Origin of the sequence: Pseudarthrobacter sp. NamE5, assembly GCF_005796225.1 — a bacterium.
Classification (GTDB): Bacteria; Actinomycetota; Actinomycetes; order Actinomycetales; family Micrococcaceae; genus Arthrobacter.
On sequence record NZ_VAHO01000007.1, the window covers coordinates 182,352 to 203,936 of the forward strand.

A 21,585-nucleotide genomic window follows, 5' to 3' on the forward strand; every position below is an offset into this window, starting at 1 on the left:
CGTCATTGGCGGGGCCGGACTGGAACGAACGCGGGCAGGTGGTCCTCAGCTGCCTGCACCCGTCGCCGCCGGCTTTGTGCTCTCCGACAGTTCCGGGAGTTTCGGCAGCTGGCCCGCATCAAGGAGGATGCCGGGCACGGGTCCCGGGTCGCCGCCCCAGCGGGCAACGCGCCGGGCGGCTTCCCCCAGGGCGGCAATCGCCCACTGCCGCAGGTCGCCGTCAGCCTGCGAAACGACGTCCCCGTAGGCGGGCAGTGCGGCGAGTTCAAGCCTGGCCAGCCCGGCTGTCGGCGCGGCGAAGAATTCAGCGCCCAGTGCATAGCCCGGCTGTTGGGCGTCCGGATCTCCGCAGGCCGCACGGGAATGGGCGGAGGCTTCGGCGGCGACTTCCTGATGCTGGTCCAGGAAGGCGGCGGCGGTGGTGGCGTCATCCGGGGCGAGCCGGGGAAGTGCGGCCTGGTAGGCGTAAACGTTTTGCTGTTCCACTGCCACCGCCATGGACAGGGCGCTTTCCAGTCCTGCAGGGGCGCCTGCAGTGGTCTCCTGTCCCGGTTCCCCGCCGGCGGATTCAGTTCCCGCAGGCCCGGGCAGGGGAGAGGGGCAGGAGGTCGGCATGGCGCTGGCTTCCGCCGCGTCCGCGGGCGGGGCGTTGGTCTCCTGCATCGTGGCGGGCGTCCCTTGCCGGGCGTGGGGGAGTGCATCTCCGGGGACGCCAACCGAGGCGGCGATGGTCTCCGACGCAAGCAACTGGGCCGTGCCGGCCCCGGCCAGGAGCCGGGCCATCCCGCCGTCGGCCTTTTCCGCGTCGGTGAGGCGCTGCACCCCGCTGCTCGAGAGTGCGGAAGCCAGCTCCCCGGGAGTTGGAACACGTTCGGGGGCCGCCGTCGTTGCTGCCGGCAGCCCTGGCTCGGGCCGGGAAAGCGAACCTGACAGGGAAGAATCTGCCGCCGTGGCTTCCGCCGCCGAGGGCACGGAACCGGGCGGTGTTGGCCGTGCTGCCGAGAGAGGATTCGACGGCGACAGGAGGGCACGTGCCTGCAGGGTCAGCAACGTCACAGTCGCCTCCATCACTGCAGGCTCCACGGGGGCGCCGGCAGCAGGGGTGGCCAGGTGCACGGCGGCTGCGCGAAGACGCAGGGTTTCCTGCAGGGCGGCCGCCCGGGCCTGCTCCGGGAAGGGCGGCTCGGCGGCGGGAGGCGGAGCCGCGGGAACCAGCCCGAATCCAAGGCTCAGGACAAGGAGCGCAGTGAAGGCAAGGACGGCGTACCGGAAAAAGGGCGGCGCGGGGCGGTTTTCCGGATGGTCGGCTTTCACAACAGACCATGGTGTCACGCCGGCGGGAAACTCCGTCCCACCGGACCGGTAAAATAGCTACGCTAGTAATCGGAACATCATCTATAGGGAGGCGGCCGGCATCGTGAGCAATGCAGAAGCCACGGCTTCATCAGGCAATCCGGAAGCGGCCCGGCTCCGTGCGCTCCTTGAACCCTCGGTCCAGGCGAACCGCCTGTACCTGGAGGACGTGGCCATCGTGCCCGGTTCACACCGCGTGGTCCATGTGGTGGTGGACCTCCCGCAGGAGGAAACCGGCGGCGTCAGCCTTGACGTCATTGCAGATATTTCAAAAGTCCTCTCCGACGTCCTGGACAATGATCCGGGAGACGACGGCCGCCCCTACGATCTTGAAGTGTCTTCGCCCGGCGTCGGACGCCCCCTGACGGAACCCCGGCACTGGCACCGGGCCAAGGGCCGTATGGTCAAGGTCAACGTGCTCCAGGGTGAGAACGTCACAGGCCGGATCCAGTCCGTGGACGACGCCGGCGTGACGATCATCCCGGAGGTCGCTGTCAAGAAGGGCATGAAGCCCAAGCAGGGCGACCCCATAAAGCTTCCTTTCGACAGGATCCGCAACGGAAAAGTCGAGATCGAATTCAGCCACCTCTCCGAGGACGGTCTGGAACCTGAACACAATGGACCTTCTGAGGAGGCCTGATGGATATTGACATGAGCGCACTGAGACTTCTGGAGCGTGAGCGTGAAATCCCGCTGGACCTCCTGATCCCCACCATTGAGCAGGCGCTCCTGGTGGCATACCACAAGTCGCCGGGTGCCCACGAAAAGGCCCGTGCCGAGCTGGACCGCAAGAGCGGCCACGTGACCATCTGGGCTGTGGAGATTGACGATGACGGCGCTCCCATCGGCGAATTTGAGCACACCCCCGAGGGGTTCGGCCGCATAGCCGCCAGCACTGCCCGCCAGATCATCCTGCAGCGGCTGCGCGACGTAGAAGACGACAATGTCCTGGGCGAGTTCAAGGGCCGCGAGGGTGAACTCGTGTCCGGCACCATCCAGCAGGGCAACAACCCCCACATGATCCAGGTGAACCTGGGATCGGTGGAGGCGCTCCTGCCGCCGCCCGAGCAGGTGCCCGGCGAGAAGTACGTCCACGGAAACCGCCTCCGGGCACTGGTCATCGATGTTCACCGCGGCTCGAAGGGCCCGTCCGTCACCCTGTCCCGGTCCCACCCCGGCCTCGTCCGGAAGCTCTTCGAACTCGAGGTCCCGGAGATCGCAGACCGCTCCGTCGAGATTGTTGCGCTGGCCCGGGAAGCCGGCCACCGGACCAAGATCGCGGTCAAGGCAAACGTTCCCGGCATCAACGCCAAGGGCGCCTGCATCGGCGAAATGGGTTCGCGCGTGCGCGCCGTGATGACCGAGCTTAACGATGAAAAGATCGACATCGTCGACTTCAGCGAGAATCCGGCGACCTTCATCGCAAGCGCACTCTCGCCGTCGCGTGTGAATTCGGTCACCATCACTGATGAAGCCACCCGGTCGGCCCGCGTGGTGGTTCCCGATTACCAGCTTTCCCTGGCCATCGGCAAAGAGGGCCAGAACGCCCGTTTGGCGGCGAAGCTCACTGGCTGGCGGATCGACATTGTGTCTGACGCCGCCGCCGGCCGCGATAACTGACACCTTCCACTGCCCCCTCCCGTGCCGGAAACACCCGCGAAGTTTCGGGCAGAAGGGCCGGGAGGGGCTAGAATAGTAAAGACCGCGCCCAACGGCCGGCAGTCGTGCGCCCAGGGCGTGCCCCATACCGTGTGCTCCTGGTACCTCCATTGCGGGGTTCCGGTGCACCGCTGAGGGCCCGTCCGCGGCCAGCAGATATGAACGTCAGGAAGATGACCGAGTTAGAAGCAAGCGGGAATCAACCGGAGCGTACCTGCGTCGGATGCCGAAAGAAGGGGCTGCGGTCGGAGTTACTCCGGCTCGTCGCCGAAGGCGGCGGTTCTTCCGCTGTCCTGGTGGATGAACGACGCCGGATGGCTGGCCGGGGTGCATGGCTGCACCCCAGCGAATCGTGCCTGGCTCTGGCGATCAAGCGGCGAGCATTCGGTCGTGCCCTTAACGGCGCAACCGTTACCGCCGACGTCGAGCGCCGGATCAAGTCAGGCCCGAACGTTGCAGGCGTTCCGGCTTCTGCAACACCAACCGTCCAACCTGAAAGCGGGTCAGAAAACTGATGGAAACCCGATGAGTTCCCAGCGATGAGTGCGTAACGATGACAACTTTGTTGCGCTCTGCAATGGGCCCTTCTGCACGCAATGCGGCTGGGGCCCGCAGTAAGAAGTAGACGGTTCGTGCCTGGCTCGGTGCGGACCGAGACAGGAGAAATGTGGCCAAGGTCCGCGTACACGAGCTTGCGAAAGAGCTCGGTATCACTTCCAAAGATGCAGTGACAAAACTGCAGGAACTGGGCGAATTTGTTCGCTCCGCCTCTTCCACCATTGAGGCACCCGTAGTGCGCAAGCTGCGCAACGCCTTCCCCGACGCAGCTCCCAAGGCGTCAGCTCCGGCAGCCGCGCCCAAGGCGGCGGCCCCGGCGGCAGAAGCACGTCCCTCAACCCCCGCTCCCGGCCCGGCAGCGCCCAAGGCGCCCGCCCCCAAGGCGCAGGCACCTGCCCCCGCCGCTCCGGCAGCACCGTCACAACCGACTGCTCCGGCAGCACCGGCCGCCAGCACACCGGCAGCCCCGGCTGCCTCCGCCCCGGCAGCTCCCGCTGCCCCGTCCACCGGCGCAAAGCCCGGCGCACGGCCGGCACCCAAGGCCGAAACCCCCGCCCCACCCACCCGTTCCGGCGGTCCGGGCCAAGGCGGCGCTCCCCGTCCCGGCGGTCCCCGTCCGGGCAACAACCCCTTCGCCACGTCCCAGGGCATGCCCCGCGGCCGCGGCGGCGACGGCGACCGTGCTCCCCGTCCCGGCAACAACCCGTTTGCCACCTCACAGGGCATGCCCCGCCCGGGTGGCAGCCGCACCGACGGCGACCGTCCCGGTGGTCCCCGTCCCGCAGCAGGCGCCGGCGGCCCCCGTCCCGGTGGTCCGCGTCCCGCAGCCGGTGCAGGCGGCCCCCGTCCTGCAGCCGGTGCGGGCGGTCCCCGCCCGGGTGCACCGCGTCCCGGCGGCGCCGGCGGAAACCGTCCTACTCCTGGCATGATGCCCAACCGCACTGAACGTCCCGCACCCGCAGGTGCAGGACGTCCCGGCGGCGGCGGCCGCGGTCCCGGACGCCCTGGTGGCGCTCCCGGTACCGGTGGTCCCGGTGGCGGCGGCGGTGCTCCCGCCGGCGGTGGCTTCGGCAAGGGCGGCCGCGGACGCGGCGGCACCCAGGGTGCCTTCGGCAAGGGCGGCGCAGGCCGTGGCAAGCAGCGCAAGTCGAAGCGCGCAAAGCGCCAGGAACTTGAGCAGATGAGCGCACCGTCGCTGGGTGGCGTGAGCGTACCCCGCGGCGATGGCAACACTGTGATCCGCCTGCGTCGTGGCTCGTCCATCACGGACTTCGCCGACAAGATCGAGGCGAACCCCGCAGCGCTGGTGACGGTACTGTTCCACCTCGGTGAAATGGCAACCGCAACCCAGTCGTTGGACGAGGAAACCTTTGCACTGCTGGGCGAGGAGCTTGGCTACAAGCTCCAGGTTGTGTCGCCGGAAGACGAGGAGCGCGAGCTGCTCTCCACCTTCGACATCGACTTCGACGCCGAGCTCGAAGCCGAAGGCGACGAAGACCTCGAGGCACGTCCTCCGGTAGTCACCGTCATGGGCCACGTGGACCACGGTAAGACCCGCCTGCTCGATGCCATCCGCAAGTCCGACGTCATGGCGGGCGAGCACGGCGGCATCACCCAGCACATCGGTGCCTACCAGGTCACGCACAACCACGAAGGCGACGACCGGAAGATCACCTTCATCGACACCCCGGGCCACGAGGCGTTTACCGCCATGCGTGCCCGCGGTGCGAAGGTCACCGACATCGCCATCCTGGTGGTCGCAGCGGATGACGGCGTCATGCCCCAGACCGTTGAAGCCCTCAACCACGCCCAGGCAGCAAACGTGCCCATCGTGGTGGCCGTGAACAAGATCGACAAGGAAGGCGCCAACCCGGACAAGGTCCGCGGCCAGCTGACCGAGTACGGCCTGGTTCCCGAAGAATACGGTGGCGACACCATGTTCGTGGAGGTCTCTGCACGCCAGAACCTCAACATCGACGAGCTGCTCGAGGCAGTCCTGCTCACCGCGGACGCTGCCCTGGACATGCGCGCCAACCCGAACAAGGACGCCCGCGGCATCGCGATCGAAGCCAACCTGGACAAGGGCCGCGGTTCCGTGGCCACCGTCCTGGTGCAGTCCGGTACCCTGCGCGTCGGCGACACCATCGTGGCAGGCACGGCCCACGGCCGTGTCCGTGCGATGTTCGACGACGACGGCAGCGCCCTGACCGAGGCCGGCCCGTCCCGGCCCGTCCAGGTGCTGGGTTTGTCCAACGTCCCGCGTGCAGGCGACACCTTCTTCGTGACCGCCGACGAGCGCACCGCCCGCCAGATCGCCGAGAAGCGTGAAGCTGCCGACCGCAACGCCGCCCTGGCCAAGCGCCGCAAGCGCATCAGCCTGGAAGACTTCGATCAGGCCGTCGCCGAAGGCAAGATCGACACCCTCAACCTCATCCTCAAGGGTGACGTGTCCGGTGCCGTGGAAGCCCTCGAAGACGCCCTGCTCAAGATCGACGTGGGCGAAGGCGTGCAGCTGCGCGTCATCCACCGCGGTGTTGGCGCCATCACGCAGAACGACGTCAACCTGGCAACAGTGGACAGCGCCGTCATCATCGGCTTCAACGTCAAGCCTGCGGAACGCGTTGCCGAACTGGCAGACCGCGAAGGCGTGGACATGCGCTTCTACTCCGTCATCTACTCAGCAATCGATGACATCGAGATGGCGCTCAAGGGCATGCTCAAGCCGGAATACGAAGAAGTCCAGCTGGGCACCGCCGAGGTCCGCGAAGTCTTCCGCTCCTCCAAGTTCGGAAACATCGCCGGCTCGATTGTCCGCTCGGGCATCATCCGCCGCAACGCCAAGGCACGCGTCAGCCGCGACGGCAAGATCATCGGTGACAACCTCACCGTTGAATCGCTCAAGCGCTTCAAGGACGACGCCACGGAGGTCCGCACGGACTTCGAGTGTGGTATCGGTCTTGGCTCGTACAACGACATCACCGAAGGCGACATCATCGAGACCTTCGAGATGCGTGAGAAGCCGCGCGTCTAGTCTGCGTTAGCGTCAGAAAAGGTGCGGGGTCGTTGGATTTTTCCGGCGGCCCCGCCCCTTCGCCGGGCGGCATGCGATCTTCGATCGCACGCCGCCCGGCTCCGATAGGCCCGATGCCACTCCCAGGCCGCCGGAAAAATCCAACGCGGGTCCGTCGTCGACCCGCCCATAGTGCGTGGCATCAATCGAACCTGGGTACGTCAGCTGCAACACGCCGTCGTACGTCCAAATTTTTAGGAGTTGTTCATGGCTGATCCGGCACGTGCTGCCAAGTTGGCGCAGCGGATTAAGGTTGTTGTTGCTGAGGCCCTGAGCCGGAAGGTTAAGGATCCCCGGCTTGAGGGCATCACTGTTACTGATGCCCGTGTGACGAATGATTTGCAGCATGCCACCGTTTACTACACGGTTTTTGGGGACCAGGCTGTCCAGGCTGATGCTGCCAAGGGGCTGGAGAAGGCCAAGGGCGTGCTTCGGCAGGAGGTGGGCCGGAACATCACCGTTCGGCTGACTCCGAGCCTGGAATTCGTGGCTGACCAGATTCCCGTGGTTGCTTCCAACCTTGAGGAGCTGCTGCGGGAGGCCAGGAAACGGGACGCCGAGGTGGCTGCCCTTGCAGCCAAGGCCCAGCACGCAGGCGACGCGGACCCCTACAAGAGCGATGCGTCCGCCGACGTTGACCTCGACGACGATGATTTCGACGAAGAGGACTTTGACCTCGACGACGACGGGAATTCCGACGAAGACGGGCATAAATAAGACCGTCTGAACAGCCGAAGGCCCGGACCGCACGTGCGGTCCGGGCCTTTTTGCTTCCCGCCCCCATTTTGACCCTTAATGCCGCTGCCGTGGTTAGGATCGAGCTATGACTAAGCCGCATGACGTGGACCACAGCAGCAAGTACCTTGAGCAGGCCGTGGAACTGGCCATCCGGAACGTTGGCGAAGGGGGCGGGCCGTTCGGCGCGCTGGTGGTGACGGCGGACGGGCGGGTGCACGAAGGCGTCAACCGCGTCACCCGCGACAACGATCCCACCGCCCACGCCGAAGTGGTGGCCATTCGCGCCGCCGCTGCAGCCACAGCCAGCTACGACCTGCACGGCGCTGTGCTCTATGCGAGCTGCGAACCCTGCCCGCTGTGCCTGGCCTCGGCGCTCTGGGCCAGGATTGACCGTATCTACTTCGCCGTGGACCGCCACGGCGCCGCTGCCGCGGGTTTCGACGACGCCGTCTTCTATGACTACTTCAACGGAACCCGCCCGGAACTGATGCCGGTCACGCGGAGTGACATCCCGACGTCGGACGCCCCGTTCCAGGCATGGGGCGCCTTCGCGGACAGGAAAGAATACTGAAAGTGGAAGCTGCGCTCACCGCCTGTCCAGCCTGCGGGAAGACCAACCGGGTCCCGGCGCAGGCTGCCGGCCGGCCACGGTGCGGCAACTGCAAGGCTGAACTGCCATGGATCGTGTCAGCCGGCGATGCCGATTTCGCCGCGGTCGCGGAGCAGTCGCCGGTTCCGGTACTGGTGGATTTCTGGGCCGCCTGGTGCGGTCCCTGCCGGATGGTGAGCCCAGTGCTGGACAAGCTGGCCAGGGAGCGGCCGGGCCGCATCAAACTCGTCAAGGTGGACGTGGACAAGTCTCCGCGTCTGTCGCGCCGCTTCGACGTGCAGGCCATCCCCACCCTGATGGTGATGGTGGACGGCCGGGTGGCGGCGCGTCAGGCGGGAGCAGCCCCCGCAGAGGTCCTGCGGTCATGGCTGGACGGGGCCCTGGCCGGCACCCGGCAGTGATTCCTGCCTGTCGGCACTGTGCGCTGGGCTGTCATCACGGATTCCGGTCCGGCAGCCGGCCCAAACCTTCCACGAGCTCGTCCTGTTTTCCACACAGGGCAATCCGGACCCATCCCTCGCCGATGGAGCCAAAGGCGGTTCCCGGTGCCAGCGCAACCCGGGAATCCGCGAGGAACCGGCGAACCCAGCTGCGTACGTCCCCGCCGCTGGCATGGGAAACGTCCGCCCACAGGTAAAAAGCCCCTTCGGCCTTGAGATAGGGGATGCCCTTCGCGGCCAGGACCGCGGAGGCAGCGTCCCTGTTTGCCCGGTAATGCCCGTGGGCGTGCTGGACATAGTCCTGCGGCCCGGTCAGGGCGGCGAGCGCTGCATACTGCGACGGCGAAGCCACGCAGGACACGATCGACTCCATGACGTTGTCCATTTTTTGCTTGAGCCCGGGCGGGCAAATCAGCGCCCCGATGCGAAGGCCGGTGAGGCCGTAGGTCTTGGAAAGAGTCAGCGAAGTGAACACGCGGGAATTATCCGGCGTGTCGCCGTCGAACTTCGCGGGGCTGACGTGCGGCACATCGTAGGTGAAGGCCTCGTAGCATTCGTCCGAAATGACCCACAGATCGTGCCGGCGGGCCAGGTCCATCAGTTCGCGGGTCAGGTCTTCGGCCAGCACGGCGCCAAGGGGGTTGGAGGGGGAGTTCAAGACCAGCACCCGGGTCCGGTCGGTGATGAGGGACTCGATGTCCCGGGTCCTGGGCTGGAAGCCGTGGTCCGCGTACAGCGGGTAACCCACGGGAACGGCATTCAGGAGCCGACTGGTCATGGCAAAGGTGGGATAGCCGGGGTTGGGAACCAGGACATCGTCACCCGGTGAGAGCAGCAGGCTCATGGCAAAGTGCAGTCCCTGTTGCGCACCGGACACCACGTATACGCGGTCTGCGCCTACATCAATTCCTTGCTGCTCCAGGAACCGTGTTGCAAAAGCCTCGCGGAGCGCGGGGATGCCGGCATTTGGGGTGTAATTGGTTTCGTCGCGGTCCAGGCAAGCCATGGCGGCGTCCAGCACGTGCCGGGGGAGCGGGAAGCCGGGCTCCCCAATGCTCAGCACCAGGGCGCCGGGAGTACGCCAGGCGGCCTCGGTAATCTCCCGGATCTGATTGACTGGCACGTCGCGGATATGGGGGGCAAGCTCTGGCATGCCAGCCATCCTAGCTGGCACGTCCACAGGTGCAGGCCTTCCTGCCCTGGCTGTGGGAAGGCGGCAGGACCAGCGCCGATATACTGGGAGGCGTGCTTTCTGGACTGGTGATAGTGGACAAGCCGCAGGGATGGACCAGCCATGATGTGGTTGGCCGGATGCGGCGCCTCGCAGGTACCCGGAAAGTGGGACACGCCGGGACCCTGGATCCCATGGCCACCGGCGTCCTGGTAGTTGGCATCAACAAAGCGACCCGCCTGCTCACCTACATCGTGGGCACCTCCAAGACCTACACCGCCACCGTCCGCCTGGGCCAGTCCACCGTGACGGACGACGCCGAAGGCGAAGTTACCGCCACGGCCGGCACCTCCGCTGTCAGCGATGCAGCAATCCACGACGCCGTTGCCCGGCTGACCGGCGACATCCAGCAAGTGCCGAGCAGTGTCAGCGCCATCAAGGTGAACGGCGAACGCGCCTACGCGCGTGTCCGCTCCGGCGAGGACGTAACCCTGGCCGCCCGTCCCGTCACCATCCATCGGTTCGAGGTGCACGCGATCCGGCGGGACACGGCCGCTGATGTGGTGGACCTGGATGTCACGGTTGAATGTTCCTCAGGTACATATATCCGTGCCCTGGCCCGGGACCTCGGCACCGCACTGGGCGTAGGTGGACACCTCACCGCCCTCCGCCGGACCCACGTTGGTCCCTACTCCCTTGAGCAGGCACGGACGCTTGAGCAGCTGGCCGAGGAACTCAACATCCTCGAGATGTCCCAGGCGGCCCGCGCGCTGATGCCCAACCGCGAGCTCAGCGCCGAAGAAACCACTGAGATCTCCTTCGGCCGGCGGATCGCTGCCGGTGCGGCTCCGGGAAGCCCCGCGGCCGCCACCGCTGATCATCCGACCGCGGCCTTTGCTCCCGACGGAAGCCTGGTGGCACTGCTCGCCGATGCCGGCAACTTCGCCAAGCCCGTCCTGGTGTTTGCGCCGGGCAACGGCAGCTCCGGCCTCGGGGAAGGCTGACCGTGGACGCTTACTTCTACATCATCCTGGTGGTGGGGCTCCTGTCCACGGGCATATGCCTGGCTGCGGGCATCCTCAAGAAGGCCCCGAACGACGTCACCATTCTGTCCGTCGCAGCCGTGGAAGTTTCCCTGCTGGTCTACCTGGTGGGCTCCATCGTCCGCGTCATCGCCGGAGAGCCCATAGCGGGGGAGGCGTGGGAATTCTGGGGGTACATGGTGACCGCCATGCTGCTGCCCCCGGCCGCCGTTTACTGGTCCATCCTGGAACGGACCAGGTGGAGCAATTTCGTCCTGGCCGCCGTCGGGGTGACCGCTTTGGTGATGGCGGCCCGCATGAACCAGATCTGGTACTGAAGTGGAAGAAGCACGCAACGTGAAAAACCAGCGCACCGCATCGCCCGCAGGGCAGGGTCCGGCGGGGGATGCCCCCACAGCCGCCAACAGCCGTAACACCGGCCCCGGACGGCTGCTCATCGCCGTCTACGCCGTGTTCGCTATTTCAGCGTCCGCGCGCGCCGGCTACCAGATCCTCACCAAGTTCCCGGAAGCTCCGCTCGCCTACCTGTTGTCCGCCTTCGCAGCCCTCGTGTACGTGGTGGCCACCGTTTCGTTGGCCAAGGCCGGAAGTACCTGGTTCAAGGTCTCGGTGGCTGCGGTGCTGGTTGAGCTGTTGGGCGTGCTCGTGGTGGGCGCCTTGAGCGTCTTTGATCCGGTGGCTTTCCCGCACGAGACGGTATGGTCCCTCTTTGGCCGCGGCTATGCCTTCGTTCCCCTGGTGCTGCCCGTTCTCGGCCTGGTGTGGCTGTACCGGCGGCGTCCGGGCGCCTCGGCCCCCGCGGCCTGACGGACGCACCGCACGACTCCCTGCTGCGGAAGCAACTGACGGACCGTTGCCCACACATGTGAAATACGTTTCACTATTTTGTGTGGAAGGGAGTATCCCCCGAATGCCACGTCGTCAGTCCGTCCCCCCCTGAGCGGTCCGGCGGGGCAGGCTCCAAGGGAGCCGGGAAAGACCTCCGGTTGGTATATCTGACTGGAAGCGGGTTCCCCTGATGAATGTTCCCCTATGCTGGTCACCGGTTACCGGATGATCAGGCACCGGAACGAGCACTTGGACCCGGAGAAGTCCGCGGCGCTGCGGCTCTTCCGCCGGTACGTCCCCATGACGAATAACTTCCATGGGCAACGTTTCCTGATCCGGCGCGACGGCGTCCTCCTGGCAACCCCGCTGCTGGCCGTCCTGGTGCTCGTTGAGGCCACGGACATCATCTTCGCTGTAGACTCCATCCCCGCGATCTTTGCCGTCACGGACTGGTGTTCACCGCGAACGCGTTCGCCATCCTGAGCCTCCGCGCGATGTACTTTCTCCTGGCGGACCTGATCCACCGGTTCATCTACCTCAAGATCGGGCTGGCCCTTGTGCTGATCTGGGTGGGTATCAAGATGTTCCTGAAGATCGACGTCTACTACATCCCTACCCCGGTCTCCCTCGGGGTTATTGCTGCGATCCTCATGGTGTCCGTGGCAGCAAGCCTCTGGGTCACACGGGGCCAAGGACGCCGGCCCCTGTCGGCACCGGCACGGGCTCCGTTCGGGACGGCATCACCGGATGAGATGGCGGCGCTGGAGCCGCTGATGCGGCGTCATCCCCGCCACGCTTCGGAAGCAGGGACACTGGAAGCAGGGCCGCACCGGGACGGTTCCGAGGAAGCAACGCCACTGCACCAGGACGATGAGCTGGACCGGCAGGCACCCGGCAAGTCCGGCCACCCATAACGAGAAAGCACGGAACATGCATGGCAGCTGAAAGTAGGGGCGGCAGCCCGGGAAAGCCCAGCCACAGCACGGACACATCCGGCGGCGGCCGCCAGGAAACTCCACGCTCCCATCCAGGCGGGCCAGCGCGGCCCGCCTGGACCTTCCTTACCAACCATGGGCATGTCCTGCTTTCCGTGGCGCGCGACCCCGAAATCCGGGTGGCGGACATCGCCGAAAGGGTGGGCATCACCACGCGGGCAGCCTTGCTGATCCTCAAGGACCTCGATGACGGGGGCTACCTGCAGCGGACCAAGGTGGGGCGGCGGACCCGCTACACCATCCGGCCGCACCAGCATTTCCGCCATCCCACCACCGCAGCACAGGAAGTGGACGGGTTGATCCGCCTGTTCCCGGGAGCGGTGCCGGATGACGGGCCGGCATCGGAGAGCGGTGGGGCACCGGGGGACGGGCCGGCACTGGATTCCGGGCAGGGGCTGGAGGGCAGGCAGGGCGCCCCGGCCAACCACCAGCAGGCACCTGGCTAACAGCCCGGGGGCCTTCCCTCGTCAGGGCGGAGCCGGGAATGCGGGTAATCTTAGAGAGTTCCGCGGCCCGCCCGGTCCGGACGCAGAAGCTTGCAAGCGGTTAAGGCGAGGGTGATGGTTTACATCTGGAACGATCCGTCCGAGGTCCCGGCGGACTTCGGCCCATCCGTCGTTACCTTCGGAAATTTCGACGGCGTGCACCGGGGACACCAGCAGGTGCTGTCCGAACTCATCCGCACTGCCCGCATCACCCGCTCAAAAGCGGTGGCAGTCACTTTTGACCCGCACCCTGCCTTGGTGCACCGTCCTGAATCTGCCCCCGAACTCATCATGGGGCTGCAGGACAAGCTCGAGGCACTCGGGGAACTCGGCTTGGACGCCATCCTGGTCATGAAGTACTCGCTGGACCTCGCCAGCCTTACCCCTGAAGAGTTCGTGGAGCAGTACCTGGTGGACCGCCTGCACGCAGCCCATGTGGTAATCGGCCACGATGCCCGCTTTGGCCGCGGCAACTCGGGGGACCTGGACACCATGAAGGCGCTCGGCCAGAAGTTCGGCTTTGAGGTCCAGGTGATCAGCGAGTTTGGCTCCGAGGGTTACCCGCTGCATGACGACGACGGCAAGGACCGCCGCTGCTCCTCCACCTGGGTGCGGGAAGCCCTGCAGGAGGGGGACGTCGCCACGGCGTCCGCTGTCCTGGGCCGTCCGCACAGGATGCGGGGCGAAGTTGTGCACGGCGCAGCCCGCGGCCGGGCCCTCGGTTTCCCCACGGCCAACCTTGCCGGCGATGCCAGCGGGCTGGTTCCTGCCGACGGCATTTACGCGGGCTGGCTCGTGGACCAGGCGGGCAACCGCTGGCCGGCTGCCATCTCCGTGGGCTCGAATCCCACCTTCGACGGCGTCAGCCGCCAGGTCGAGGCCCACGTGATTGACAGGCCGAAGGAGGCCGTAGAGGACTTCGATCTGTACGGCCAGACAGTAGTCGTGGAATTCGTTGCCCGCCTTCGGGGCATGGTGGCTTACCGTGGGCCGGAGGCACTCGTGGAGCAAATGCGCCTGGACGTCGCCCAGGCCCACGATCTGCTGGCCCGGCGCTAGGGGCGCCAGCCACCCAAGGGAAAGGCAGCACGTGTCCGTCGAAAAGAACACCCGGAAGCTGGACAAGGGCATCGTCCGTGACTTCAGTGCACGGATGAGCTACGCCTCCTACCTGCAGCTGCCGACCCTCCTGAGTGCCCAGCAGCCAGTCAGTAAGCCGGAACACCACGACGAACTTCTCTTCATCATCCAGCACCAGACCACCGAGCTGTGGCTGAAGCTGGTGCTGCATGAACTGCGCAGCGCGGCAGCGTGGCTGCGGGACAGCGACCTGGGGTCGGCGCTTAAAGGCATTGCACGGGTCAAACACATCCAGAAGACCCTGACGGAGCAGTGGTCCGTGCTGGCTACTCTGACACCCACCGAGTATGCACAGTTCCGGGGCTTCCTGGGCAACTCATCCGGCTTCCAGTCCGCCCAGTACCGGGCTGTCGAATTCGTCCTGGGCAACAAGAACCGCAAAATGCTCCCGGTCTTCGAGTCTGATCCGGAAGCCCACGCCTTGTTGGAGGAGCTGCTGGCTGCGCCCAGTATCTACGACGAGTTCCTGGCGTACCTCGCGCGGCAGGGGTTCGATGTTCCGGCCTCCGTCCTGGAGCGGGATGTGACGAAGGCCCACGAGTACACGCCCGAACTGGTACCGCTGTTCAAGCACATCTACGAACACGCGGCGGACAACTGGGGCGCGTACGAGGCCTGCGAGGAACTGGTGGACCTTGAGGACAACTTCCAGCTCTGGCGTTTCAGGCACCTGCGGACCGTGCAGCGGACCATTGGCATGAAGACCGGAACCGGCGGCTCCAGCGGCGCCGCCTTCCTGCAGAAAGCGCTGGAACTGACCTTCTTCCCGGAACTCTTCGCTGTCCGTACGGAGATCGGGCAGTGAGCACCGGCGCCACCACTGGGCCTGATGCGGCCCTGAACTTCCGAAAGCCCACCGTGGAAGAGGCCACCATGACCCTGCAGCAGCGCGCCGAAGAACTGGACAGCCAGGACCCGCTGGCTCATTACCGGCACCACTTCATCGGTACGGACACCGGGTTGTCCTACCTGGACGGCAACTCACTGGGCCGTCCCCTCAAACGCACCGTTGACGACATCAGCCGCTTCATCCAGGACGGCTGGGGTGGCCGGCTGATCCGGGGCTGGGACGAGGAGTGGCTGGGCCTGCCGCAGTCCATCGGCGACCAGCTGGGCGGGACCGTGCTGGGCGCCGCCCCTGGCCAGACAATCATCGCCGACTCCACTACCGTGGTGCTGTACAAGCTGATCCGCGCAGCCCTCGCTGCCGTGGCTGACCCCGACCGCAACGAGCTGGTGCTGGACACCGAAAACTTCCCCACCGACCGCTACCTGGTGGAAGGCATAGCACTTGAGGAGGGCCTGACCCTCCGCTGGATCCAGGCTGACCCGGCCGCGGGGGTGACCGTTGACCAGGTGCGTGAGGCAGTGGGGCCGCGTACCGCCGTCGTACTCCTGAGCCAGGTCGCCTACCGCTCAGGGCACCTGGCCGACCTCCCCGCCATCACTGCCGCTGTGCACGACGCCGGAGCACTGGTGGTGTGGGACCTTTGCCATTCCGCGGGTTCAGTGGAAATAGACCTCGACGGCGCCGGAGTGGACTTCGCCGCCGGCTGCACCTATAAGTACCTGAATGGAGGGCCCGGCTCACCTGCGTTCGCGTACGTCAACGGTCGGCACCTGCCCTCGCTGAACCAGCCCATCTGGGGCTGGATGGGCCGAAAGGACGCCTTTGACATGGGGCCGGGGTATGAGCCCGCCCCTGGCATCCGCGGTTTCCTGAGCGGGACTCCGGCGATCTTCGGGATGCTGCCGATGCGGGGGACCCTGGACCTCATCGAGGAGGCCACCATGGCCGCGATCCGGGAAAAATCGAAGAGACTCACCGCTTTTGCGGTGGAGATCTTCGATGCCTGGCTGGCGCCCCTGGGGGCAGAGCTTGCCACGCCCCGCGATTCGGCGCTGCGCGGCAGCCACATCACCGTGGACCACCCGGACTTCACCAAGGAAACAGTGGAAGCCCTCTGGGATGGCGATGTGATTCCGGACTTCCGTTCCCCGCGGGGCATCCGGGTTGGCCTGTCACCCCTCAGCACCAGCTTCAGGGAGGTTCTGCAGGGCATGGAGGCCATGCGGAGCCACCTGAAGCCCTAGCTGACGACCGCTGGACGGCTCACGACACCGCTGTTTCGACAACTTTAGGCAGCGGCCGGTAAACTTGGCGGTGGATCCGGCTGCAGTCCGTGGTGGCTGGTTCCTGTTGCGTACGGCGCGGCCCGAACAACCGGGATCAGCCGCGGCAGCAGACCCGGCAGTGAATTTCTGACCTGGGCCCTCACGGCACATTCCCTAGGAGTTATTGTGGCACTTGACGCCGCTGTAAAGCAGTCCATCATCCAGGAGTACGCAACCGCCGAAGGCGACACCGGTTCACCGGAGGTCCAGGTTGCTGTCCTGACCCAGCGGATCAAGGATCTGACTGAGCACATGAAGGAGCACAAGCACGACTACCACACCCAGCGCGGTCTGCTGGCCATGGTTGGTCGCCGCAAGCGCATGCTGAGCTACCTCAAGAAGACCGACATTGCCCGCTACCGTTCGCTCATCGAGCGCCTCGGCCTGCGCCGCTAGTCGGACTTGGGGCGGCCCTTTCCACCATGGAACGGGCCGCCTTCTTCAAATGAAAAACTAAACAGGAGGATCAACCGCATCACGCATTCGCGGTCCTCGGTAGTGATCCCCGGGAAGGCTTCGTTGACCGAAGCCCCGGCCCGTGGGTCTCGATCGATGACCGGGTGCAGGGCCAGTAGACAGATGCTGGGCTGGGTTGATGCGGCTGGACTTCCGTAAAACAGAAACGGAGGTGACTCTCTTGGAGGGTCCCGAAATCCAGTTCTCGGAAGCAGTCATTGACAACGGCCGTTTCGGCAAGCGCGTAGTGCGCTTCGAAACCGGACGCCTTGCCAAGCAGGCAGCCGGCGCAGCCATGGTGTACATCGACGACGACACCGCACTGCTGTCCGCCACCACTGCCGGCAAGCACCCGCGTGAAGGCTTTGATTTCTTCCCGCTGACGGTCGACGTCGAAGAGCGCATGTACGCTGCCGGCCGTATCCCGGGCTCGTTCTTCCGCCGCGAAGGCCGCCCGTCCACTGAAGCCATTCTGGCCTGCCGCCTGATGGACCGCCCGCTGCGCCCCGCCTTCATCAAGGGCCTGCGCAACGAGGTCCAGATCGTCGTCACCGTCCTGGCCATTAACCCGGACGAGCTCTACGACGTGGTGGCCATCAACGCCTCCTCCATGTCCACGCAGCTGTCCGGCCTGCCGTTCTCCGGCCCCATCGGCGGCGTCCGCGTAGCCCTGGTTGCCGACGAAAACGGCTCCCAGTGGGTTGCTTTCCCCAAGCACTCCCAGCTGGAAAACTCCGTCTTCAACATGGTGGTGGCCGGCCGCATTGCCGGTGACGACGTTGCCATCATGATGGTGGAAGCCGAAGCCACCGATAACTCCTGGAACCTCATCAAGGAACAGGGCGCCACTGCCCCCACAGAAGAGGTTGTTTCCGAGGGCCTCGAGGCTGCCAAGCCGTTCATCAAGGCACTCTGCGAAGCCCAGGCCGACCTGGCTGCCCGCGCTGCCAAGCCCACTGTCGAATTCCCGGTCTTCCTTGACTACGAGGAGGACGCCTACGCCGCCGTCGAATCTGCCGCCACTGACAAGCTGACCGCTGTCTTCCAGATTGCGGACAAGCAGGAGCGCGAGAACGCGGCGGACGCCCTGAAGGACGAGGTCCTCGCGGACCTTGCCGGCCAGTTCGAAGGCCGCGAGAAGGAACTGTCCGCAGCCTTCCGCTCGCTCACCAAGCACGTTGTACGCCAGCGCATCCTCAAGGACCAGATCCGCATCGACGGCCGCGGCCTGACGGACATCCGCCAGCTCACCGCCGAGGTCGAGGTCCTGCCCCGTGTCCACGGTTCCGCCATCTTCGAGCGCGGCGAGACCCAGATCATGGGTGTCACCACGCTGAACATGCTGAAGATGGAACAGCAGATCGATTCGCTGTCGCCGGTGAAGACCAAGCGGTACATGCACAACTACAACTTCCCGCCGTACTCCACCGGTGAAACCGGCCGTGTGGGTTCGCCCAAGCGCCGCGAAATCGGTCACGGTGCCCTGGCCGAGCGCGCACTCGTGCCGGTGCTGCCGTCCCGGGAGGAGTTCCCGTACGCCATCCGTCAGGTGTCCGAGGCCCTCGGCTCCAACGGTTCGACGTCGATGGGTTCCGTCTGCGCCTCGACCCTCTCGATGCTGAACGCTGGTGTGCCCCTGAAGGCCGCCGTCGCCGGCATCGCCATGGGCCTGGTTTCCGACCAGGTGGACGGCCAGACCCGCTACGCTGCCCTGACTGACATCCTCGGCGCCGAAGATGCCTTCGGCGACATGGACTTCAAGGTAGCCGGTACCTCCGAGTTTGTCACCGCCATCCAGCTGGACACCAAGCTCGACGGCATCCCCGCCTCGGTCCTGGCAGCAGCCCTGAAGCAGGCCCGCGAAGCACGCCTGCATATCCTCGAGGTCATGGATTCGGCCATCGACACCCCGGACGAGCTCTCCGAGTTCGCACCGCGCGTCATCGCCGTGAAGATCCCCGTGGACAAGATCGGCGAGGTCATCGGCCCCAAGGGCAAGATGATCAACCAGATCCAGGAAGACACCGGCGCCGACATCTCCATCGAGGACGACGGCACGGTCTACATTGGCGCCACCGACGGACCGTCTGCCGAGGCAGCACGCTCCGCCATCAACGCCATTGCCAACCCGCAGGTCCCGGAAATTGGTGAACGCTACCTGGGTACGGTCGTCAAGACCACCACCTTCGGTGCCTTCGTGTCGCTGACCCCGGGCAAGGACGGCCTCCTGCACATCTCCGAGCTCCGCAAGCTGGCCAACGGCAAGCGAGTGGACAACGTCGAGGACGTTGTCTCGGTGGGCCAGAAGGTCCAGGTGGAGATCACCAAGATCGATGACCGTGGAAAGCTCTCGCTCGCCCCGGTTGTCGCCGAGGAAGAGGGCGCCGAGGTTGAGACCGAGCGTGTCCACACCACGGAACCTGCTGAAGGCGCTGACGTCTAACAGTTCCGGTTTCCGGCACAAGCACTAATCGGCGGGGCCGGTGGATGATCCACCGGCCCCGCCGCTGTTACGATGGCAGCCAGATCCGGCTGCCCCTGTGAAAGGCCTCAATGACTGTTGTACCCCTGCCGCTTGAGCAGAACCATCGCGGCGACACCCTGGTCCACGGCTCCGACGGCGGCTCCGAAGTCCGGCGTTCGGTGCTGCCCGGGGGAGTGCGTGTGCTGACGGAGGCGATGCCCGGACAGAGGTCGGCCACCATCGGTTTCTGGGTGGGTGTTGGCTCACGGGATGAGGCCCCGGGACAGCACGGGTCCACCCACTTCCTGGAGCATCTCCTCTTCAAGGGGACCAAGCGCCGCACCGCGCTGGAAATTGCTTCCGCTTTCGATGAGGTGGGCGGCGAATCCAACGCAGCCACCGCGAAAGAGAGCACCTGCTACTTCGCCCGCGTACTCGACAGTGACCTGCCGATGGCCATCGACGTGATCGCAGACATGATCACCGGTGCTGTCCTGGATCCGGCCGAGATGGAACAGGAACGGGACGTCATTCTGGAGGAAATCGCGATGGACAGCGATGACCCCACCGATGTTGCCCACGAGCACTTCGTGTCCGCAGTCCTTGGCAGCCACCCTCTGGGGCGCCCCATCGGCGGCACACCGGACGCCATCAGGGCAGTGGCCCGCGACTCCGTGTGGGAGCACTACCAGCGCTACTACCGGCCTGACGAGTTGGTCATCACTGCCGCCGGTGGCCTGGAGCACGACGTTGTTTGCGACCTCGTGGTGGAGGCGCTGGAATCTGCGGGCTGGTCACTGAAGACGGACGCTGCACCGGTGGAGCGCCGTTCCACGGAACGGGCCCTCATCACTGGCACCGCCGGACTGCATGTCGTCAAACGGGCAGTGGAGCAGGCGAACATCATCATGGGCTGCCCCACCATCGTCGCTACGGACGAAAGACGTTATGTCATGAGCGTCCTTAATGCTGTCCTGGGCGGCGGAATGTCCTCGCGCCTATTCCAGGAGATTCGTGAGAAGCGGGGCCTGGTTTACTCCACCTATTCCTTCGCATCCTCCTACGCGGATGCCGGGTACTTCGGAATGTATGCCGGGTGCACCCCGTCCAAGGTCCGCCAGGTGCTGGATCTGCTGGCCATTGAGCTAAATAAGCTGGCAGAGCACGGCATTACCGAGGACGAGCTCCGCAAGGCGGTGGGCCAGCTGGGCGGCGGGATTGTGCTGGCGTTGGAGGACACCGGCTCCAGGATGTCACGGCTGGGCCGGGCCGAACTTGTTTCCGGTGAATACCAGGACATCGACGAAACCCTGCGGTTGATTAAGGCTGTTACAGCCGAGCAGGTCCAGGATCTTGCAGCGGAGCTCGCAGCAGCGCCGAGGACAGTCACCGTCGTGGGACCCTTCGAGGAGACGGAGACCTTCGGGCTCTAGGCGCGCAGCGGCCAGGTACCTTGGACAGGAGGTGAGAGGCGGTGGAAGGATTCCCCCCTGTCCGTGGTCCGGGTGTCTTGGCCCGCTTCCTTGGGCACTGGCACGGCAGTACCCGCTTTGCCGCCGGCCCTTGGGGACCGGAACGCACAGTTGAAGCCGATGTGACCTACCGGCCGGTTGCCGGCGGTGTGGCGGTTGTACAGAGCTACCGCCACGTTGAACTGGACGGGACGCATTTCGAAGGCCACGGGGTTTTCACTCTCGATCCGGACCACCGGAACGTCTTCTGGTACTACGTGGACAACGTGAGCCCGGCGCCGGGTGCCCCCGCCCGGTGCACATGGCACGACGGTGCCTTGAGGGTGGAGCGCCATGGTTCCGCCGGTTCGACCCGCCACACGCTGAGCGTCGACGGCGACGAGCTCACCCACGTGACCGAGCTTCGGACCGGCGCCAGGAAAGCTGCGGATGAGGAGCCCGGCGTGGCCGATGGCACTGGCTCAGCGTATGTTCCCTTCATGACCTCGAGGTTTCAGCGGAGCTGAAGGCTTCCAGCGGCTGCGGATACAGCCAGCTCAGAGCTGCATCATGTCGCATTCCCACTCTTTGAGCGGGTCCCCGGAAAGTTTCGGGGGCATGGCGTAGAAGTCGTCCCACAAGCTGTCCTCAGCCGGAAGATCGTCAGGATGCACGAGGTTGTCGCCTGGGGGTTCCTCAGGAGGAGGAACCGCCGGCAGGACATGGCCATCAGCGCCGTGATGGGTGTCGAAGACATCAGCCCAAGCTGCTAGGCGCCCGCTCTCTACAGGTGCCGATGGCTGAACCGGTGACTTACCGGCTTTCCCCTCCCTCGCAGGCCCAGCGCCCGAAAGAACAGGCCGTTCCGGCCATTGTGGTGGTTCCCAGTCGTGGTGTTCGTTTTTGTAGTGGTGGCCGGTGGGTGAGGTCCAGCCGGGTGGTTGGTTTT

General features: G+C 65.6%; 20 protein-coding genes and 2 pseudogenes. 19 read left to right on the forward strand and 3 right to left on the reverse strand.

Annotated elements, in window-relative coordinates; genetic code table 11:
- Positions 1–45: 45 nt before the first annotated feature.
- On the reverse strand, positions 46–1,314 hold the full coding sequence (locus FDW84_RS10960; RefSeq protein ID WP_138609350.1) for a DUF4439 domain-containing protein: 1,269 nt from the start codon (positions 1,312–1,314) through the stop codon (positions 46–48).
- Positions 1,315–1,417: 103 nt separating this feature from the next.
- Between FDW84_RS10960 and rimP the strand changes: the two genes are divergently transcribed.
- The 7 genes from rimP (at position 1,418) to trxA (ending at position 8,389) form a co-directional block, all read left to right on the forward strand.
- Positions 1,418–1,993, forward strand: a complete 576-nt coding sequence (gene rimP, locus FDW84_RS10965) for a ribosome maturation factor RimP (RefSeq protein WP_371419162.1) — start codon at positions 1,418–1,420, stop codon at positions 1,991–1,993.
- Positions 1,993–2,973 carry a transcription termination factor NusA gene (gene nusA, locus FDW84_RS10970; protein WP_138133282.1) on the forward strand — a complete coding sequence of 327 codons (981 nt, stop codon included), beginning with the start codon at positions 1,993–1,995 and terminating at the stop codon, positions 2,971–2,973. The genes rimP and nusA overlap by 1 nt, the downstream gene beginning before the upstream one ends.
- Before the next feature lie 212 nt (positions 2,974–3,185).
- A complete protein-coding gene (locus FDW84_RS10975; RefSeq protein ID WP_371419165.1) occupies positions 3,186–3,527 on the forward strand; it encodes a YlxR family protein in 342 nt (113 codons plus the stop codon).
- Positions 3,528–3,679: 152 nt separating this feature from the next.
- A complete protein-coding gene (gene infB, locus FDW84_RS10980) occupies positions 3,680–6,601 on the forward strand; it encodes a translation initiation factor IF-2 (RefSeq protein WP_138609356.1) in 2,922 nt (973 codons plus the stop codon).
- A 246-nt stretch (positions 6,602–6,847) separates the two neighbouring features.
- A complete protein-coding gene (gene rbfA / locus FDW84_RS10985) occupies positions 6,848–7,357 on the forward strand; it encodes a 30S ribosome-binding factor RbfA (RefSeq protein ID WP_138609358.1) in 510 nt (169 codons plus the stop codon).
- A gap of 106 nt (positions 7,358–7,463) precedes the next feature.
- Positions 7,464–7,949 (forward strand): nucleoside deaminase, encoded by a 486-nt coding sequence (locus tag FDW84_RS10990; protein ID WP_138609360.1) that lies wholly within the window; start codon positions 7,464–7,466, stop codon positions 7,947–7,949.
- The gene (gene trxA, locus FDW84_RS10995; protein ID WP_371419163.1) at positions 7,916–8,389 is read left to right on the forward strand and encodes a thioredoxin; all 474 of its coding nucleotides are present in this window, start codon (positions 7,916–7,918) and stop codon (positions 8,387–8,389) included. Before FDW84_RS10990 ends, trxA begins: the two co-directional genes overlap by 34 nt.
- A 34-nt stretch (positions 8,390–8,423) precedes the next feature.
- Here trxA and FDW84_RS11000 read toward each other — a convergent pair whose 3' ends face one another.
- Entirely contained in the window at positions 8,424–9,581 is a 1,158-nt protein-coding gene (locus FDW84_RS11000) for a pyridoxal phosphate-dependent aminotransferase (protein ID WP_171046753.1), read from the reverse strand.
- Between the two features lie 92 nt (positions 9,582–9,673).
- Between FDW84_RS11000 and truB the strand changes: the two genes are divergently transcribed.
- The 12 genes and pseudogenes from truB (at position 9,674) to FDW84_RS11060 (ending at position 21,163) form a co-directional block, all read left to right on the forward strand.
- Complete coding sequence (truB, locus tag FDW84_RS11005; RefSeq protein ID WP_138609366.1) at positions 9,674–10,603, forward strand: tRNA pseudouridine(55) synthase TruB; 930 nt, start codon at positions 9,674–9,676, stop codon at positions 10,601–10,603.
- A gap of 2 nt (positions 10,604–10,605) precedes the next feature.
- Positions 10,606–10,959, forward strand: coding sequence for a hypothetical protein (locus tag FDW84_RS11010; protein WP_138609368.1), 354 nt, complete (start codon positions 10,606–10,608; stop codon positions 10,957–10,959).
- 19 nt (positions 10,960–10,978) lie between these two features.
- Positions 10,979–11,449, forward strand: a complete 471-nt coding sequence (locus FDW84_RS11015; protein ID WP_138609370.1) for a hypothetical protein — start codon at positions 10,979–10,981, stop codon at positions 11,447–11,449.
- A 225-nt stretch (positions 11,450–11,674) separates the two neighbouring features.
- Positions 11,675–12,384: pseudogene (locus tag FDW84_RS11020) on the forward strand (tellurium resistance protein TerC); the annotation flags it as partial.
- A gap of 20 nt (positions 12,385–12,404) precedes the next feature.
- Positions 12,405–12,911, forward strand: a complete 507-nt coding sequence (locus FDW84_RS20045) for a winged helix-turn-helix domain-containing protein (RefSeq protein WP_371419164.1) — start codon at positions 12,405–12,407, stop codon at positions 12,909–12,911.
- 114 nt (positions 12,912–13,025) lie between these two features.
- Entirely contained in the window at positions 13,026–14,009 is a 984-nt protein-coding gene (locus FDW84_RS11030) for a bifunctional riboflavin kinase/FAD synthetase (RefSeq protein WP_138609372.1), read from the forward strand.
- 31 nt (positions 14,010–14,040) lie between these two features.
- On the forward strand, positions 14,041–14,895 hold the full coding sequence (gene kynA / locus FDW84_RS11035) for a tryptophan 2,3-dioxygenase (protein WP_138609374.1): 855 nt from the start codon (positions 14,041–14,043) through the stop codon (positions 14,893–14,895).
- Positions 14,896–14,963: 68 nt separating this feature from the next.
- Positions 14,964–16,184, forward strand: a complete 1,221-nt coding sequence (locus FDW84_RS11040; RefSeq protein ID WP_138609398.1) for a kynureninase — start codon at positions 14,964–14,966, stop codon at positions 16,182–16,184.
- A 207-nt stretch (positions 16,185–16,391) separates the two neighbouring features.
- Positions 16,392–16,661 (forward strand): 30S ribosomal protein S15, encoded by a 270-nt coding sequence (rpsO, locus tag FDW84_RS11045; protein ID WP_138609375.1) that lies wholly within the window; start codon positions 16,392–16,394, stop codon positions 16,659–16,661.
- Between the two features lie 241 nt (positions 16,662–16,902).
- Entirely contained in the window at positions 16,903–19,164 is a 2,262-nt protein-coding gene (locus FDW84_RS11050) for a polyribonucleotide nucleotidyltransferase (RefSeq protein ID WP_138609400.1), read from the forward strand.
- Positions 19,165–19,274: 110 nt separating this feature from the next.
- Complete coding sequence (locus tag FDW84_RS11055) at positions 19,275–20,618, forward strand: M16 family metallopeptidase (protein WP_138609377.1); 1,344 nt, start codon at positions 19,275–19,277, stop codon at positions 20,616–20,618.
- Positions 20,619–20,659: 41 nt separating this feature from the next.
- Positions 20,660–21,163, forward strand: a complete 504-nt coding sequence (locus tag FDW84_RS11060; RefSeq protein WP_138609379.1) for a DUF1579 family protein — start codon at positions 20,660–20,662, stop codon at positions 21,161–21,163.
- A 30-nt stretch (positions 21,164–21,193) separates the two neighbouring features.
- Here the strand turns inward: FDW84_RS11060 and FDW84_RS19740 are convergent.
- Positions 21,194–21,585 (reverse strand): annotated as a pseudogene (locus tag FDW84_RS19740) (hypothetical protein); the annotation flags it as partial.